The sequence below is a fragment of the Marinovum sp. genome (assembly GCF_048263515.1).
Classification (GTDB): domain Bacteria; phylum Pseudomonadota; class Alphaproteobacteria; order Rhodobacterales; family Rhodobacteraceae; genus Marinovum.
Window position 1 is genome coordinate 163,654 of sequence record NZ_JBLXEC010000003.1, and the last position, 15,294, is coordinate 178,947.

General features: G+C 63.5%; 16 protein-coding genes. 10 read left to right on the top strand and 6 right to left on the bottom strand.

The window, feature by feature from the left end:
- Positions 1 to 19: 19 nt before the first annotated feature.
- Genes ACN0SE_RS05045 through dnaQ form a run of 4 tightly spaced genes read left to right on the top strand, consistent with a single transcriptional unit; the run spans position 20 to position 2,718 of the window.
- Complete coding sequence (locus tag ACN0SE_RS05045) at positions 20 to 619, top strand: Maf family protein (protein WP_417523399.1); 600 nt, start codon at positions 20 to 22, stop codon at positions 617 to 619.
- Complete coding sequence (locus tag ACN0SE_RS05050; protein WP_417523400.1) at positions 616 to 1,446, top strand: shikimate dehydrogenase; 831 nt, start codon at positions 616 to 618, stop codon at positions 1,444 to 1,446. Before ACN0SE_RS05045 ends, ACN0SE_RS05050 begins: the two co-directional genes overlap by 4 nt.
- Positions 1,443 to 2,036, top strand: coding sequence for a dephospho-CoA kinase (gene coaE / locus ACN0SE_RS05055; RefSeq protein WP_417523401.1), 594 nt, complete (start codon positions 1,443 to 1,445; stop codon positions 2,034 to 2,036). The genes ACN0SE_RS05050 and coaE overlap by 4 nt, the downstream gene beginning before the upstream one ends.
- Positions 2,029 to 2,718 (top strand): DNA polymerase III subunit epsilon, encoded by a 690-nt coding sequence (dnaQ, locus tag ACN0SE_RS05060; protein ID WP_417523402.1) that lies wholly within the window; start codon positions 2,029 to 2,031, stop codon positions 2,716 to 2,718. The genes coaE and dnaQ overlap by 8 nt, the downstream gene beginning before the upstream one ends.
- A gap of 45 nt (positions 2,719 to 2,763) precedes the next feature.
- Here dnaQ and secB read toward each other — a convergent pair whose 3' ends face one another.
- Both secB and ACN0SE_RS05070 read right to left on the bottom strand, forming a co-directional pair.
- Entirely contained in the window at positions 2,764 to 3,294 is a 531-nt protein-coding gene (gene secB / locus ACN0SE_RS05065; RefSeq protein WP_417523403.1) for a protein-export chaperone SecB, read from the bottom strand.
- A gap of 53 nt (positions 3,295 to 3,347) precedes the next feature.
- Positions 3,348 to 3,839, bottom strand: a complete 492-nt coding sequence (locus tag ACN0SE_RS05070) for an FxsA family protein (RefSeq protein WP_417523404.1) — start codon at positions 3,837 to 3,839, stop codon at positions 3,348 to 3,350.
- A 108-nt stretch (positions 3,840 to 3,947) separates the two neighbouring features.
- Here ACN0SE_RS05070 and ACN0SE_RS05075 point away from each other — a divergent pair, with 108 nt between their 5' ends.
- Genes ACN0SE_RS05075 through ACN0SE_RS05085 form a run of 3 tightly spaced genes read left to right on the top strand, consistent with a single transcriptional unit; the run spans position 3,948 to position 6,244 of the window.
- Positions 3,948 to 4,607 carry a Tim44/TimA family putative adaptor protein gene (locus tag ACN0SE_RS05075; protein ID WP_417523405.1) on the top strand — a complete coding sequence of 220 codons (660 nt, stop codon included), beginning with the start codon at positions 3,948 to 3,950 and terminating at the stop codon, positions 4,605 to 4,607.
- A 51-nt stretch (positions 4,608 to 4,658) separates the two neighbouring features.
- Positions 4,659 to 5,654: a murein transglycosylase A gene (locus ACN0SE_RS05080; protein WP_417523406.1), complete on the top strand. Its 996-nt coding sequence runs from the start codon at positions 4,659 to 4,661 to the stop codon at positions 5,652 to 5,654.
- The gene (locus tag ACN0SE_RS05085; RefSeq protein ID WP_417523407.1) at positions 5,651 to 6,244 is read left to right on the top strand and encodes a Smr/MutS family protein; all 594 of its coding nucleotides are present in this window, start codon (positions 5,651 to 5,653) and stop codon (positions 6,242 to 6,244) included. The genes ACN0SE_RS05080 and ACN0SE_RS05085 overlap by 4 nt, the downstream gene beginning before the upstream one ends.
- On the opposite strand, the gene ACN0SE_RS05090 is transcribed toward ACN0SE_RS05085, so the two are convergent.
- Both ACN0SE_RS05090 and ACN0SE_RS05095 read right to left on the bottom strand, forming a co-directional pair.
- Positions 6,228 to 7,448: an MFS transporter gene (locus tag ACN0SE_RS05090; RefSeq protein WP_417523408.1), complete on the bottom strand. Its 1,221-nt coding sequence runs from the start codon at positions 7,446 to 7,448 to the stop codon at positions 6,228 to 6,230. The genes ACN0SE_RS05085 and ACN0SE_RS05090 overlap by 17 nt on opposite strands.
- Before the next feature lie 53 nt (positions 7,449 to 7,501).
- Entirely contained in the window at positions 7,502 to 8,623 is a 1,122-nt protein-coding gene (locus tag ACN0SE_RS05095; protein WP_417523409.1) for a polysaccharide biosynthesis/export family protein, read from the bottom strand.
- Positions 8,624 to 8,764: 141 nt separating this feature from the next.
- Between ACN0SE_RS05095 and ACN0SE_RS05100 the strand changes: the two genes are divergently transcribed.
- The 3 genes from ACN0SE_RS05100 (at position 8,765) to ACN0SE_RS05110 (ending at position 12,273) form a co-directional block, all read left to right on the top strand.
- Positions 8,765 to 9,583, top strand: coding sequence for an NAD-dependent epimerase/dehydratase family protein (locus ACN0SE_RS05100; protein ID WP_417523410.1), 819 nt, complete (start codon positions 8,765 to 8,767; stop codon positions 9,581 to 9,583).
- Positions 9,580 to 10,212, top strand: coding sequence for a sugar transferase (locus tag ACN0SE_RS05105; protein ID WP_417523411.1), 633 nt, complete (start codon positions 9,580 to 9,582; stop codon positions 10,210 to 10,212). The genes ACN0SE_RS05100 and ACN0SE_RS05105 overlap by 4 nt, the downstream gene beginning before the upstream one ends.
- Before the next feature lie 357 nt (positions 10,213 to 10,569).
- On the top strand, positions 10,570 to 12,273 hold the full coding sequence (locus ACN0SE_RS05110) for a polysaccharide biosynthesis protein (RefSeq protein WP_417523412.1): 1,704 nt from the start codon (positions 10,570 to 10,572) through the stop codon (positions 12,271 to 12,273).
- A gap of 24 nt (positions 12,274 to 12,297) precedes the next feature.
- On the opposite strand, the gene ACN0SE_RS05115 is transcribed toward ACN0SE_RS05110, so the two are convergent.
- Positions 12,298 to 12,993, bottom strand: a complete 696-nt coding sequence (locus ACN0SE_RS05115) for a YjbF family lipoprotein (RefSeq protein WP_417523413.1) — start codon at positions 12,991 to 12,993, stop codon at positions 12,298 to 12,300.
- Between the two features lie 2 nt (positions 12,994 to 12,995).
- Positions 12,996 to 15,116, bottom strand: a complete 2,121-nt coding sequence (locus tag ACN0SE_RS05120) for a YjbH domain-containing protein (protein ID WP_417523414.1) — start codon at positions 15,114 to 15,116, stop codon at positions 12,996 to 12,998.
- Positions 15,117 to 15,294 lie beyond the last annotated feature (178 nt).

Here is a 15,294-nt window from a genome sequence, read left to right on the forward strand (position 1 = left end):
CTTCCACGGAGTCATCCACATGCCGAAACCCTTTGTCTTGGCCTCGGGCTCGGAGATCCGCGCCGAGATGTTGCGCCGTGCCGGCCTCTTGGTCGAGGTGATGCCCGCGCGGGTCGATGAAGATTCGGTCAAACAGGGGATGCTGGCGGATCAGGCCGCGCCGCGGGACATTGCCGATCTGCTGGCCGAGATGAAGGCCGCCAAGGTCGCCGGCAAACGCCCTGACGCGCTGGTGCTGGGCTGCGACCAGGTGCTCGACTTCGACGGAACGCTGCTGTCGAAGCCCGACACGCCCGAGGGGGCGGTGGCGCAGCTCTCTGATCTCAGCGGCAAACGCCACAAACTGCTCTCGGCCTGCGTGGCCTTTGACAATGGAGCGCCGGTCTGGCGTCATGTCGGCGTCGTCACCCTGAGCATGCGGGTGCTGAGCCCGGGCTATATAGAGGACTATGTGGCGCGGAACTGGCCGTCGATCCGTCATTCCGTCGGATCCTACAAGCTCGAGGAGGAAGGCAGCCGCCTGTTCACCACGATCTCGGGCGATTATTTCACCGTGCTTGGACTTCCGCTTCTGCCTCTGTTGAATTGGCTGGCGATTAGAGGAGAGATTGCGACATGACGGAAAATGTGCCGCTGGCCGGGGTGATCGGCCATCCGATCCACCAGTCGAAATCGCCGCAGATGCATGGCCACTGGCTGCGCCGCTACGGCATTCGCGGCCATTACGTGCCGATGGACGTCAAGCCGGCCGACCTGGCCGAGGTGATCCGCGCCCTGCCCCGCATGGGTTTTGTCGGCGCGAATGTCACCCTGCCGCACAAGATCAACGTGCTCGATCTGGTCGACAGCGTCACCGACCGCGCCACCATCATCGGCGCGGCCAACACGCTGATCGTGCGCCGCGACGGCACGATCATGGCCGACAATACCGATGGCTACGGCTTCATCGAAAACCTGAGGCAGAATGCGCCGGGCTGGGACCCCAAGGCCGGGCCGGCGGTGGTGTTTGGCGCTGGCGGCGCCTGCCGCGCGGTAATTTCCTCGCTGCTCGAGACCGGGGTCGAGAAAGTGCTGCTGTCGAACCGAACGCGGATCAAGGCCGAGCAGTTGCAGCACGAGTTCGGCATGCGGGTGCAGGTGGTCGACTGGGTGCAGGTTGGCAATGTGCTGGAAGACGCAGGGCTTGTGGTCAACACGACTTCGCTTGGCATGGTCGGCCAGCCGGAACTGCGGGTGCCGCTCGACGGTTTGCGGCCCGGCACGCTGGTGACCGACCTGGTTTACAGCCCGCTGCGCACGCCCTTGCTGGAAGTAGCGGCTGAGCGCGGCTGCCCGACCGTCGACGGGCTGGGCATGTTGCTGCATCAGGGCGTGCCGGGGTTCGAGCGTTGGTTCGGCCGGCGGCCCGAGGTGGATGACGAGCTGCGGCAGGCCGTGTTGGGATGAGCTTTCGCCTCGGGCTGACCGGCTCCATCGGCATGGGAAAATCGACCACGGCGCAGCTGTTTGCGGAAGAAGGCTGTGCGGTCTGGGATGCCGACGCCGCGGTGCACAAGCTTTATGCCCAAGGCGGCGCGGCGATTGCGCCGATCGGCGCGCTCTGGCCGGAGGCGATTGTCGACGGCGCGGTGTCGCGGGCGGTTCTGAAGGAAATCATAGGGGCCGATGCCACCGCCCTGCCCCGGATCGAGCAGATCGTGCATCCGCTGGTGGCGCAGGATCGTGCAGACTTCGGCGCGGGCAATGGCGCCGCGATTACCGTCTTCGACATCCCCCTGCTCTTCGAGACCGGCGGCGAGGCCGCGATGGACGCGGTGGCCTGTGTCTTTGTCGCGCCAGAGGTGCAGCGCGAACGCGTGTTGGCACGGGGCACGATGACGGAGGCGCAATTTGCGCAGATCCTTGCCAAGCAGATGCCGATCGACCAAAAGCGCCGCCGCGCCGACTATGAGATCGAGACCGATACGCTGGACCATGCCCGCGCGCAGGTTCAGGATGTGCTGAAAGACATAAGACAGAGGCTGGGTGATGCGTGAGATCGTTCTGGACACCGAAACCACCGGTTTTGACCCCGAGAGCGGCGACAGGATCGTCGAAATCGGCGCGGTCGAGCTGTACAACCACATGCCCACCGGCCGGACCTATCACCAGTACATCAACCCCGAGCGGTCGATGCCGCAGGAGGCCTTCGAAGTGCACGGCTTGGGCGACGAATTTCTCGCCCAGCAGCCGGTGTTCAAGCAGATCGCCCAGGATTTCCTCGATTTCGTCGCCGATGACTCGATCCTGGTGATCCACAACGCCTCGTTCGACATGAAATTCCTCAATGCCGAGCTGGGTTGGCTGAAATTGCCGCAGATCCCCTTTGACCGGGCGCTCGACACCGTGGCGATGGCGCGCAAGAAGTTTCCCGGCTCGCCGGCCTCGCTCGACGCGCTCTGCCGCCGTTTCAACATCGACAATTCGGCGCGGACGCTGCACGGCGCGCTGCTCGACAGTGAAATCCTGGCCGAGGTTTATCTGGAGCTGATCGGCGGGCGGCAGCCCGGTCTGGTGCTGGCCTCGGTCGAGCGGACCAATGTCGCCAGCGGCGGCGGTGTCTGGAAGCCGAAACCCCGCCCGACGCCCCTGCCCTCGCGGTTGACAGAAGAAGAGCGCGCCGCCCATGCAGCCTTTGTGGCGGCGATGGGCGAAAACGCGCTCTGGAACCGGTATTGAAAAAGGCCGGGCATAAGCCCGGCCGGTAGCGCATTGTCAGACGGCTTACGCGTCCGGCGTGGCTTTCGCCTGGGCCTGTTGAGCGGCTTGGCGGCGCATGATCTCGTTGCGATAAAGAGAAACGAAATCAATGGTTTCCAGGTTCAGCGGCGGGAAGCCACCGTCGCGGGTCACGTCCGATACGATGCGGCGCGCGAAGGGGAAGATCATCCGCGGGCATTCGATCAGCAGATAGGGGTGCAGCTGGTCTTCTGGCACGTTCTCGATGTGGAAGACACCGGCGTAATCCATTTCCAGCAGGAACAGCACATCGCTGGTGCCCTTGGACTTCGAGGTGATCTTGAGCTTGAGCGCCACTTCGTACTGGTTTTCCAGCTGGCGTTTCTTGGCGTCGAGGTTCACTTCGACCTGAATGTCGGGCTGCACCTCGCCGGTGGTGCCCTTCTGCGACAGGATGTTTTCGAACGACAGGTCGCGGACATATTGCGCCAGCACGTTCATCTTGGGCTGCTGCAATTGCTGCTGTTGTTGCGGCTGTGCGGCGGCGCCGTTTTCGGCGGTTTCGTTTTCGGCCATGGTTTGTCTCCCCAAATGCGTTTGAGGTGCTTTACCAGTCTGCTGTTACAGGCTCAATGGTTGCTCCAGCCGGAAGGGCCGCCCCGCTTGTCGTTTTCCTCGGAAACCTCGGAATAATCGCCGTCGATCACCGTGTCGCGCGGGCCGGGCCGCGGCGGCTGGCGCGGATCGGGGCGCTGGCCCATCTCGAAATGCTGCACCTTCACCCGCTTGCGGATGAAGTCGTAGACCACGGCGCGCACCGGCGGCATCAGCAGGGCAAAGCCCACCGCATCGGTAAAGAACCCCGGCGTCAGCAGCAGCGCGCCGGAAAACAGGATCATCGCCCCGTCGGCCAGCGGCTTGGTCGGGTTCTGCAGTTCCGAGAAGGATCGCTGCAGGTTGGCGATGGCATGCCGCCCCTGCTGACGCACCATGAAGGTGCCGAGGATCGCGGTGATCACCACGATGGCCAGCGTCGGCCACAGACCGATTGCACCCCCGACCTGGATGAAGAGCGCGATCTCGATCAGCGGAACGAGCAGAAAGGCCAGCAGAAGATACATTAGGCGATACCCCGAAGGTGAAAGATGGTGTGGTGGACTTGCACCCACCTTGCGCTTACATAAGTGCAACAGCATCCGCTTTCAAAGTGTGTCACTCATGAGGTCCTGATGAATTCGCCCCTGCTCCAGCTTCTTGTCCTTGCTGGGATTGCCGTTTTTCTGATTCTGCGGCTGAAATCCGTGCTGGGCACGCGCGACGGCTTTGAGAAGCCGCCGCTGCCTCGTGGGGCTGAACCACAAGAAACCAAGCGCGATTTCGAAGTGATCGAAGGCGGGCCGGATCACGACATCATCGATCACGTGCCCGAAGGTTCGCCCGCGGCGCAGGCGCTGACCGAGATGAAGCGGGTGGAGCCGTCGTTCAACGTGTCGGAATTCATGGGCGGGGCGCGCGGCGCCTACGAGATGATCCTGATGGGCTTCGAACGCGGCGACCTGGCCGAGATCAAGCCGTTCCTGGCCGAAGACGTCTACGAAACCTTTGCCGAGGTGGTCGAGGCGCGCGAGGAACAGGGTCTGACCATCGAGGCGGAATTTGTCGGCGTGCGCGAGCTGGCGCTGCAGGGCGCGACCTTTGACAAGGCCAGCGACCGGGCCGAGATCACCATGAAGTTCATCGGAGAGCTCACCCAGGTGGTGCGCGACAACTCCGGCGAAGTGATCGAAGGCAGCCCGACGCAGGTCAAGAAACAGAAGGACATCTGGACCTTTGCCCGCACCATGGGCAGCGACGATCCCAACTGGCTGCTTGTGGCAACGGATGAGTGAGCCGGTGCCATGCGGAGGTTGCTCGGTCTTCTCGGCCTGATCGGACTGACGATGGGCAGTCCCCCGGCCGTGGCGTCCGAGATTTCCTACAAGGTTCTGTCCTTCGACCAGCTTGACGGCTGGGAGAAGGACGACCACGACGCGGCGCTCCGCGTCTTTCGCAACACCTGCATCGACATGCGCGGCCCCGACTGGAAGGCGCTTTGCGCGATGGCGCATGACATGCAGGACGGCAAGGCCTTCTTCGAGCTGATGTTCCGCCCGGTCCTGATGGAAGACGGTGACGAGATGCTGTTTACCGGCTATTTCGAGCCCGAGCTCGAAGGGTCGCGCTATGCCGGCGGCCGCTTTCGCTGGCCGGTCTACCGGATGCCGGGCGAGGCGCAGAACCGACCCTGGCTGTCGCGGCGCGAGATTCTGACATCGGGCGTGATGGATGGCCGGGGCCTTGAGATTGCTTGGGTCGACGATCCGGTCGAGCTGTTTTTCCTGCAAATCCAGGGCTCTGGCCGCATCCGCATGGATGACGGGTCGGTCGTGCGGGTGGGCTACGCCGGCAAGAACGGCCACGAATACCGCTCGGTCGGTCAGGAACTGGTGCGGCGCGGCGTCTATCAGGCGCACCAGGTTTCGGCGCAGGTCATCAAGAACTGGGTGCGGCGCAACCCGATCGACGGCGAAGAGTTGCTGTTTCACAACCCGTCTTACGTCTTTTTCCGCGAAGTCTCGGAAGTACCCGCCGAAAAGGGGCCGCTTGGGGCGATGAACCGGTCGATCACGCCGATGCGTTCAATCGCGGTCGACCCCGATATCGTGCGGCTGGGCTCGCCGGTCTGGATCGAAAAGGACGGGCGTGGGCCGCTCAGGCGGTTGATGATCGCCCAGGACACCGGATCGGCGATCAAGGGCGCGCAGCGCGCCGACATCTTTGTCGGCACCGGCGACGATGCGGGCCGCAAGGCCGGGCGGCTGCGCGATCCGGGGCGGATGGTGGTGCTGATGCCGATCCAGCGGGCCTATGCGCTCTTGCCGGAATCGGTGCAATGACCCGCAAGCGCAAGCTGCGGCCGGAAGAAGCAGAGCTTTGGGGACAGGTTGCGCGCTCGGCCACGCCGCTCGACAAGGCGCGTGGCATGGACAGCACCCGCGCCGCGCCAAAAAAGCCCGAGCCAGCACCGCAGGCTCCGACGCCGCAGATCCCGCCGTTTCAGATCGGCCAGTCTTCCAAGCCCAAACCGCCGGGGCACTCGCTGGCGCCGTCGATCTCGGCCTCGCTTGCCGGCGATCCGGTGGCGATGGACAAGAAGGCCTTTACCCGGCTCAAGCGCGGCAAGCTCACGCCCGAGGCGCGGATCGACCTGCACGGCATGACGCTCGACCGGGCGCATCCGGCGTTGGTGGGGTTTATCCAGCGTGCGTCGGCCCGCGACATGCGGCTGGTCTTGGTAATCACCGGCAAGGGCAAGAGCCGCCCCGACGAAGGCCCGATCCCGCAGCGCCGCGGCGTCTTGCGCCACCAGGTGCCGCAATGGCTGCGGATGCCGCCACTGGGCCCGCTGGTGCTGCAGATCAGCGAGGCGCATATCCGCCACGGTGGCGGCGGGGCCTATTACGTCTATCTCAGGCGGCGACGCTGAGGTTGGGCCGCGCCTGCATCACGCCAAACGCCATCATCGCGCTGGAAAAGACGAAATAGCCTGCAACGCCAAGGTATTGCGTCTCGAGGCCTAGCCCTGCATCGATCAGCACCCCGGTCAGCCCCGGCCCCAGCGCCGAGCCCAGCACCATCACCGCCGCTGCCATCGCCTTGATCGCGCCAAGATGGGCGGTACCGTAGAATTCGGCCCAAAAGGCATTGGGCAGCGTCGAATTGGCGCCGGTGGTCAGCGCCAGGAAGAAGAAGCCGAACAGCGCCGACGAAGGGCTGCCAGCATAGGCGAAACAGATGAAAGCCGCGACCATCGGCAGCTGGTAGAACGGGATCAGCCGCGCGGTGCCCAGTCGGTCGAGCAGCCAGCCCGACAGGATCATCGCGCCGACGCTGATCGCGGTGTAGATCGGAAACAGCGCCACCAGGTCGAGATGCGCCCAGCCCTTGATCTCGGCATAATGCACCTGCTGAAAGAAGAACGCGGTGTTGAAGGCCGCAGGCCCGAGCAATGCCGGCACCATGAACCAGAACAGCCGGTGGTTCAGTGTCTGCTTCCGGGTCCAGTGCCGCGCTTCCATGCCGAGGGAATGATCGCTTTCGGCATGGCTTTGCGGCGTGCGTTCCCGGCGCAGCAGCAGCAGAAGCAGCGGCACGCTCGCCGCCGCGATCATCGCCGAGAAGACCCAGAGAAGGCGCCAGTCAAACACCCCGAGCAGCGCGACGAAGACGATGGGCAGCAGCGCCTCGCCAAAGGAAAAGCCCAAGGCGGCAATCGACAGCGCCCGGCCGCGCATCGCCACGAACCAGCGCGCCATGGCGACGGCCGAAATGTGCATCGTCATGCCCTGGCCGGTCAGCCGAAGGGCAAAGATCACCAGCGGCAGCAGCCAGACGGTGGAAAAGGCCATCGCGAGACAGGCGAAAGCCAGCAGGATCAGTACACCCGAGCCCAGAACCCGGGCGCGAAACCGGTCGGTCAGTGCCCCGGCCCAGATCATGACGGCGGCCGACAGCGTGGTGCCCAGCGAGTAAATCCCGCCCCATGCGCCATGCGACAGGCCGAATTCGGCGCGGATTTCGCCGGCAAAGAGCGAGATGAAGAAGGTCTGTCCGAAACTGGACATCAGTGCCAGAAGCGCGCCGGCCCCCAGCCAGGGCGCGTTCTGCACCAGGAAAGATCGGTTACTCACAACGGGGCTCCCCGCGGCACGGACCCGTGCAGCAGGGGGACCGGCGCGTTTGACTAGTTGGACAAGGCTTGTGCCGTGCTGGCCACGTCTGAGGCGGTGCCAAGCGCGGTGCCGAAGAGCGACAACACGGTGCGGATGGCGACAACCGGCGATTCAGTGGCCAGGACGGTATCGTTGGGGTTTATCAGGAAATTCCGCGCCGCGAACAACCCGTCAGCGCTGGTCAGATCGAGCGAGAAGATAACCTGTTGCTTTTTCGGGCCATTCGCCGGCTCCTGGACCACGTGTCTGGCCGGATATTCCCGCAGCACCAGCACGCCCTTGGGATTGGCCCGCTGGTCGTTGATCCCGCCCATCAGCGACATGGCCTCCAGCGCGGTGACATATTCCTTGGGGAAATAGATCAGCTCTTCCGAGCCCGAAGCACCGAGCGCGCTGAAGGCCCGTTCGTCCTGCTGGACGATGATCTTGTCGTTGCCGTGCAGGCGGGTGTTCTTGGCCGGGCTGTCGAACAGATCTTTGGCCGGGATCGAGTATTTCGAGTCGCCGCGATTGAGGGTGACAATCGGGTTGCGCAGATTTGGACTGATGCCGCCGGCGGTGGCCAGAACGGTAAGGATCGAGGTGTTGCGGTCGGGCAGGGGGTAATTGCCGGGGCTCGAAACCCCACCGACGACGCTGACGGCATGGGCCACGCCCGGCGCGGCGGTGAGCTGGACCTGCGCATCCGGAGCAATCGCTTCGAGCGAGCGCTGGATACGGCTGCGGGCGCCATCGGCGGTCAACCCGTTGACCACGACGTCGCCGACATAGGGAATGAAGAGCGCACCGCTGGGCGACACGACCAGCCCGTCCATCTTGGCGATGTTCGATCCGTTCTGGGTGAGCAGCGAATTGACCTGGCTGTCCCAGATCTGGATGTTCACCTGATCGCCCGGGCGCAGCACCTGGCTTTGCGGGCCGCGGCTGGCGGCGATCCAGTGGAAACTGCCGCTCCAGCCGGTGACCGGCCATTTCGAGATCAGCGCGGCATTCAGACGGGTGACGGGGACAAGATCGAAGGGCGCATCTTCGGCACGAGCCTCTTTGGTGACCTCGCGTTCCAGCGCCGCACCGCGCGGCAGCGGGCCACAGGCCGCGACACCGAGGACCAATGCAATAATGAAAAAACGCAAGAACTTGTCCACGTAGACTTCTCCCGAATATCGACGCTTGTTTCGTCAGCTTTCTAGCGACACTTTAGGATGATAAACAGTCTGTGAATTCAATAAAATCAACGGCTCGCAAACGTGTCAGGCATCCAGCAGAAGAAAAAAGTGCTCGTTCTCGGGGCAACCGGGCGTGTCGCGCGCCTGCTGCGCCGGCAGGTCGAGGCCAAGCCATTGGAAAACACGGAGTTTTTCTGGGTTTCGAGACGCATGGTGCCCGGGGTCGACCAAGTTTACCAGTCCGGTGGCGATGTTGACTATTTACCACAGTGCAATGCGGTTCTTGCGCTCTGGGGCGCTGTATCTGGGGGCGAGGCGGCGCTGAATGGCAATATCTCGCTGGCCTTCGAGGCGCAGCGGATTGCCCTGGCCTGCGGCGCCGACCGGGTGCTGCATGCCTCGTCCTCGGCGGTCTATTCGCCCTCGCTTCTGCCGGTCGATGAGGCAGCGGAATGTGCGCCGCGCAATGCCTACGGTGCCGCCAAGCTGCGGATGGAACAGGCCCTTCGCGGGGCCGAGCCCAAGGCCGTCTGCCTGAGGATCGGCAATGTTGCGGGCGCCGACGGGCTGCTTTCCACGATTGCCAACAAGCCGGCGGTGACGCTGGATCGCTTTCCCGACGGCCGCGGCCCGGTGCGCAGTTACCTGCAACTGGCGACCATGGCGCAGGTGGTCGATGCGCTGGTTTGGCTGCCGGTGGGGGATCTGCCTGATATCCTCAATGTCGGCGGGCGCGCGCCGGTGTCGATGGAGGAATTGGTCCGCGCCACTGGCTGCGACCTGATCTGGAAACCGGCGCCAAGGGGCGCGTTGCCGGTGATGGCGCTGGATGTCGCGCGGCTGACCTCGCTGGTCGAGCTTGACCCGCCCAGCACCGATGCCACAGAGATCGTCGACGAATGGCGCAGGATCGGCAGAAGACAATGACCCCGCAGAAACGACTTCTCGACATCCTCAGCGCGGTGTTCCTGCTGGTGGTGCTCAGCCCGCTGATCCTGGGTGTGGCGATTGCCATCCTGCTGCAGGACGGTCGGCCGGTGCTCTATGTCTCTGAACGGATGAAAACCCCGACCGAGCCCTTCCGGCTGCTGAAGTTCCGCACGATGACCAATTCCGACGCGGATTCCGGCGTTTCCGGCGGTGACAAGAGCCAGCGGATCACCCCGATCGGCCGCTTCCTGCGGGCCAAGCGGCTGGACGAGCTGCCGCAGCTCTTCAACGTGCTCAAGGGTGATCTGAGCTTTGTCGGCCCGCGTCCGCCATTGCGGATGTATGTCGAACGCTTCCCCGAGCTCTATTCAGAGGTGCTGAAATGTCGCCCCGGGATTACCGGCCTCGCCACGCTGGTCTATCACGGCCACGAAGAGAACATCCTCGGCGCCTGTGGCACGCGGGAAGAGACCGACGCAGCATATTCCCGCCGATGCGTGCCGCAGAAGGCGCGGCTCGACATGATCTATGCCCGGCGCCAGAGCGTCTGTTTCGACCTGCGGTTGATGTTCGCAACGGTGTTTCGCCGAATCAGCATTCACCGGGGCAGGGCGCGCGGCAGCTGATCCTTCGATTGGCGGGAATCCGCCGTTGGAGCCGCAGAAATATGCAGATGCCCCCAAAGACTAGCCGGATCGTCATCAAGGTTATATCCTGTGCAGGATTTTATGCTAACCCGGACGGTGCAAGACCTGCTGGTAACAAATTACGAAGACTGAATATTTCTAGGGGGACATTTGATGCTGCGCGGTGTTTTGGTTCGAATGAGCCGGGGCCAGAAAGGCGCCGTGATTGCCTCCATTGATCTTTCCCTGATCGTTTTCTCTTTTCTCGGCGCCAACTCTCTTCTGACCGGACAGGTGCCTACTTTGGCCGTGCTGCGAGCCAGCTTGCCCTACCTCTCGGTGATGTTGCCAGCCGGCTTGGCGGTTATTCTCTACCTCGGATTGCACCGCAAAAAGCTGATCACCTACGAGCTGAAGGGCGTGATGCAGTCGGCTTTGGTAGCTGTGGTGGTAGGTCTCGCCGGTCTGGCCACCAGCATTGCTGTAGGTACATATATCTCTGTCCAGCTCTTCGTGATCGCGTCGATGATCCTTCTGATCGCCTCGGCGAGTGTCAGGCTGCTGCTACGCGAGCTTGTTGTGCGGATTTACCTTCGGGGCAAATCGCGCAAACGTGTGCTGATCTACGGCGCCGGGCGTACCGGCCAACAGCTGGCTTCGGCGCTGATCACCGATATCGAATTGCAGCTGCATGGCTTTATCGACGACAACACGGCAACCCATGGAATGACCGTCTCCGGCTTCCGGGTCTACTCGCCGAACCGCATCGAACCGCTGGTCGAGAAGTTGCGGATCGACCGAATCATCCTTGCCATGCCAGGCGCCAGCGAGGCCGACAAGGCGCGGATTGCCCGCCGTTTGAGCCATCTGGCCTGCGAAGTGCACATCATGCCGTCCTTTGCGCAGATGCTGATGGACCACGGCAAACGCACCGAAACCAAGCCGCTGGATTTCTCCAAGCTGCTTGGTCGCAACCACCTCGAGGCGGAATTGCCGGGGGTTAGCGAGACCTATGAAGGCAAATGTGTGCTGGTCACCGGGGCAGGGGGGTCGATCGGGTCCGAGCTGAGCCGGCAGATCGCGATGTGCCAGCCGTCCAAGCTGATCCTGATGGATCACTCCGAGCTGCTGCTTTACAAGATCCAGCGCAAGCTGAATGCCTTTCAGAAGGACGTCGAGATCGTGCCGATCCTCGGCTCGATCTGCGAGCCGGGTCTCGTCAACCGGATGTTTGATGAGCATGACATCGAGGTCGTTCTGCACGCCGCGGCCTACAAGCATCTGCCGCTGCTCGAGCTGAACACCATCGAAGGCCTGCGAAACAACGTGCTGGGCACCAAGGTGGTGGCCGACGCCGCACGGCGGCACGGGGCCGAGCGCTTCATCCTGATTTCCAGCGACAAGGCGGTGCGACCCAAGAGCATGCTGGGCGTGTCCAAGCGGCTGGCCGAGATGCTGGTGCAGGATCTGGCGACCCGCTCGACCGGGACGATGTATTCCATGGTGCGCTTCGGCAATGTGCTGGGCTCATCCGGCTCGGTCATTCCGCTGTTCGAGGACCAGATCGCCAATGGCGGTCCGGTGACGGTGACCCATACCGACGTGACCCGCTATTTCATGACGGTGAGCGAGGCGGTGCGGCTGGTGCTGCTGGCCGGTTCTTTTGCGCGCGGCGGCGATGTCTTTGTGCTCGACATGGGCAAGCCGATCTCGATCTGGCAAGTGGCGCGGAAGATGATCGAAAACGCCGGTTACCGGGTGCGAGATGCCGCCAATCCCGACGGCGATATCGAGATCCTGTTCACCGGGCTGCGCCCTGGTGAAAAGCTTTGCGAGGAACTGCTGATCGGCACCGACATGCTGACCACGCCGCATCCCAAGATCCTGCGGGCACAGGAAACCCACCTGTCAGAGCTGGAAATGGCCAATGTGCTGCAAGAGGTGCGCCGCGCGGTCGATACCCATGACGTCGAAGCCGCCGGCCTGATTGCCGAACGTTGGGTCGAAAGCGACCGCAATGTCGCGACGGCTGAAGCCGGCGAAAGCCTTGGCGCCGGCTAAGGCCCGCAGCGTTATCCTGTCAAATCAGAAGCGCAGCTGCCGCAGCGTGACCGTTCCGTTCCCGTTTCCGAGCCATTGCTCCGATCCTGCGACGCGGCCGCGGCCGTCGACGTGGTACTTGTTCTTGAACCGGAACCAAGTGCCATTTTCTTGGCAGGTCTCGAGCAGGGTCGTGGTGCCCTTGATGACCGATGAGGGCCCTTCGACCTGAACTTCGCAGGTGAATCGATAGCGTACGGTGATGTCTTCGCCATTGAGGAAGCGCAGCTCGCGCTGGGTCGTGCCGGAGCGGCGGTTGGCCACCAGGTGGGGCAGGGACCCGAGATCCGCCGACATCAGATCACCGCCCAGCCCGCGTGTGCCACGGACAAGACCGTTCTGAGTGGAAACCGTCTGGCGGCTGGCGGTGGCAAAGGTCTCGACCGGGCCGTTTTCGCCGATCTTGGCAATCAGCGCATTGGAGCCGATCTGAGGCAGTTCGATCAGCATCAACGGCTGGGTGGCCAGGGCTGCCGCCTGGCTTGCCTGTTCGGGGGTGATGCGGCTCGGCGCCTGCGCGGTCTTGCCGGACAGCCGATTTGTCAGCGAGTTGCGGATGATATCGCCGCGGTCCGAGCCTACACGCTCGCCGCCGGAACAGGCGGCCAGCACCGAGGCACAGGCCAGCGCCACCAACGGGCCGGCACTAAAGCGGCGGATCTGCTTTTGCTCGTAGGTCACGCTCATCTCCAGAACTTGCCCCAGCTCTTGGCCATTTCGGGCTCGTGGTAGTCGCGCACCTGCTCATACAGCCGGTCCTCGACGTTAAGGCGGGCGCCGCCGTCGCGGGTGAGCGACTGGATGTTGAAGGTGCTGCGCTGGGTCGAGGGACGGCCAGAGGCCGCGCCCAGCGGGATGGTGACGCGGATGCCCTTGTCGAACGAGCCTTCGCCGAAGTCCTCGAACTTGACGTTGGTCACGGTGGCATAGGCGCCGACGCGCCAGCCGTTGACGAATTCACGGTCGACGGTGACCGTCGCGCCGTAATCGCCGGCAAGGTAGCGGCCGACATCGAGCTGTCCGTGGAAGCCGTTGCCGAAATCGTAATAGGCCGAAACATGACCATTGAGGTCGGGAATGGTGCCGGTCCGGGTCTCTGACGAACGGATACCGAACATCTGGTCGAAATCACGCGGCTTGACGTAGTTGAGTTCAGCGCCCAGCGCCAGGCGGCTGTCGACCGGTTTCCACAGCAGCTCACCAGAGACACCGGCATACATCTCTTCGAGGTAGCCGGTGGTGACGCGGCTGTAGACATTCGGCGCAACGCGTCCGTAATGCGCCAGTGTCAGGCGTTCAATCGCCGGGTCGCCTTCGCGCGAGTAGCGGGATTTTTCGGTCCGTACCAGCGGCAGGGCGTCGTCATCCTGGCGGTTGCTGTCTGCCAGGTTGCCGACCAGCCGCTTGATGACCGAACCCGAGAGCACGAGGCTGGCAGTCGGGCGATAGGTGGCCTTGGCGCGAATGCCGAGGTCGGCCCGCACCGGGCTTTCGGGGTCGAAGGCCGAAAGCTGGGTGTAAGGCGCGATTGCCCAGCCGAAGCTGGGAAATTGATCGTCAAAGGCCGAAGGCGCCCGGCCGAACCCGTCGGCAATGGCGGTGCGCGCCAGGATCTCGGCATTGTCGCGGTGTTCCAGCGCCTCGAGGTCCGAGCGTTGCAGCCTCACCGAAGACAGAGCTATGCCGTTGAGCACCGGCACGATCTCGAAGGTCTCGATCGAGGCGGGCAGCACGCGGGTCATGGCGCGGGCGGTCCGGCCGACGGCCTGGGCCACCTCGCCATAACGCGGGTTGCGCATCCGCACCATGGCCCGGCGCGGTTCAAGCCTCATGCCTTCGAGCACCAGCCCGTCATTGGTCATCGCGGTGTTGAGCGAGGTGCGATAGCTGCCGGTGTCGGTGTTGACCCAGCCCAGATCGCGGGCCGCCCCGGGTGCCCGGGGCGCAACCGGCACCGGTGCACTTTCGCCACCGCCGGGTACGGCAGCAGTCTTGGGATTGGTGTGAAAGCTGACCTGCGCCCCGACAGTATTGCCGTAGAGGTGATAGAGCGACAGCTGTCCGCCGCTGCGCAGGCGGTAGTCGACCCCGAAGTTCCAGGGCGAGCCATCGTCGTGTTTGCCGAGGCGGCGCTCGGTCGCATAGGTGTCCGAGGAATATTCAGCGGTAAAGGCCAGTCGTTCAGTCGGCGCATAGCGCACCCCGCCAAAGGCCGCCGCATCGCCGCGGAACCAGCGGTCCACGGTCGGCAGGCCGCCTTCGCCCAGAAGCTCTTCCGGTCGGTCGCCGGTCTGGAACAGCGGATTGCGAGAGCCAAGCCGACCCCAGCCGATGCCACCGGTAACCTGGAGGCCGGTGTAGACCTCCTTGGTGGCGACGATGTATTCGCCGCCATAAAGCCCGGTGCCGATGAAATCCTGCAGGCCGACCGTGACGCCGGGCATCAGGTCGCCTTCGCGCACCAGCTGGTAACGCAGGTCGAAGCTGCGGTCGTAGAAGACGCCATTGACCGAGCCGGCAGCGCTGAAATCAGAGATCCGCGAATAGCGGAACGAACCGGTCAACCGCGGCGCGATCTGGAAGCTAAGCGTGGCGCGAGCTTGCGTGCCACCGCCGCCCAAAGTGGTAGACAGCGTCGCATCGGGCGCCATTTCCGCCGTCGGCATGTCGATCAGGCCGGGCATACCGTAGAGATTATAGGATGGAATGCTTTCGGCAGTGGCGCTTGGTGCGCTCAGCACTGTCAGCCCCGCCAGCATCGCGGCGACGCTTCCCAGCAGGGTAGCTTTCAACGAATTTGGCATGAAATCGCCCCGTCCCAATAGTCTTGGCCCAGTGATAGGTGGCAAAACCCTCCAAGTCCATGACAGCGAAGGCGATTGCTGGCAGTTGTGACATATTAACGATTGCCTCCGGGGCCTGCGAAACTCGGCGAATTGTAGATGTTAAGCCAGCGGTAACAGCTTCCCTGCTATCCCAGTC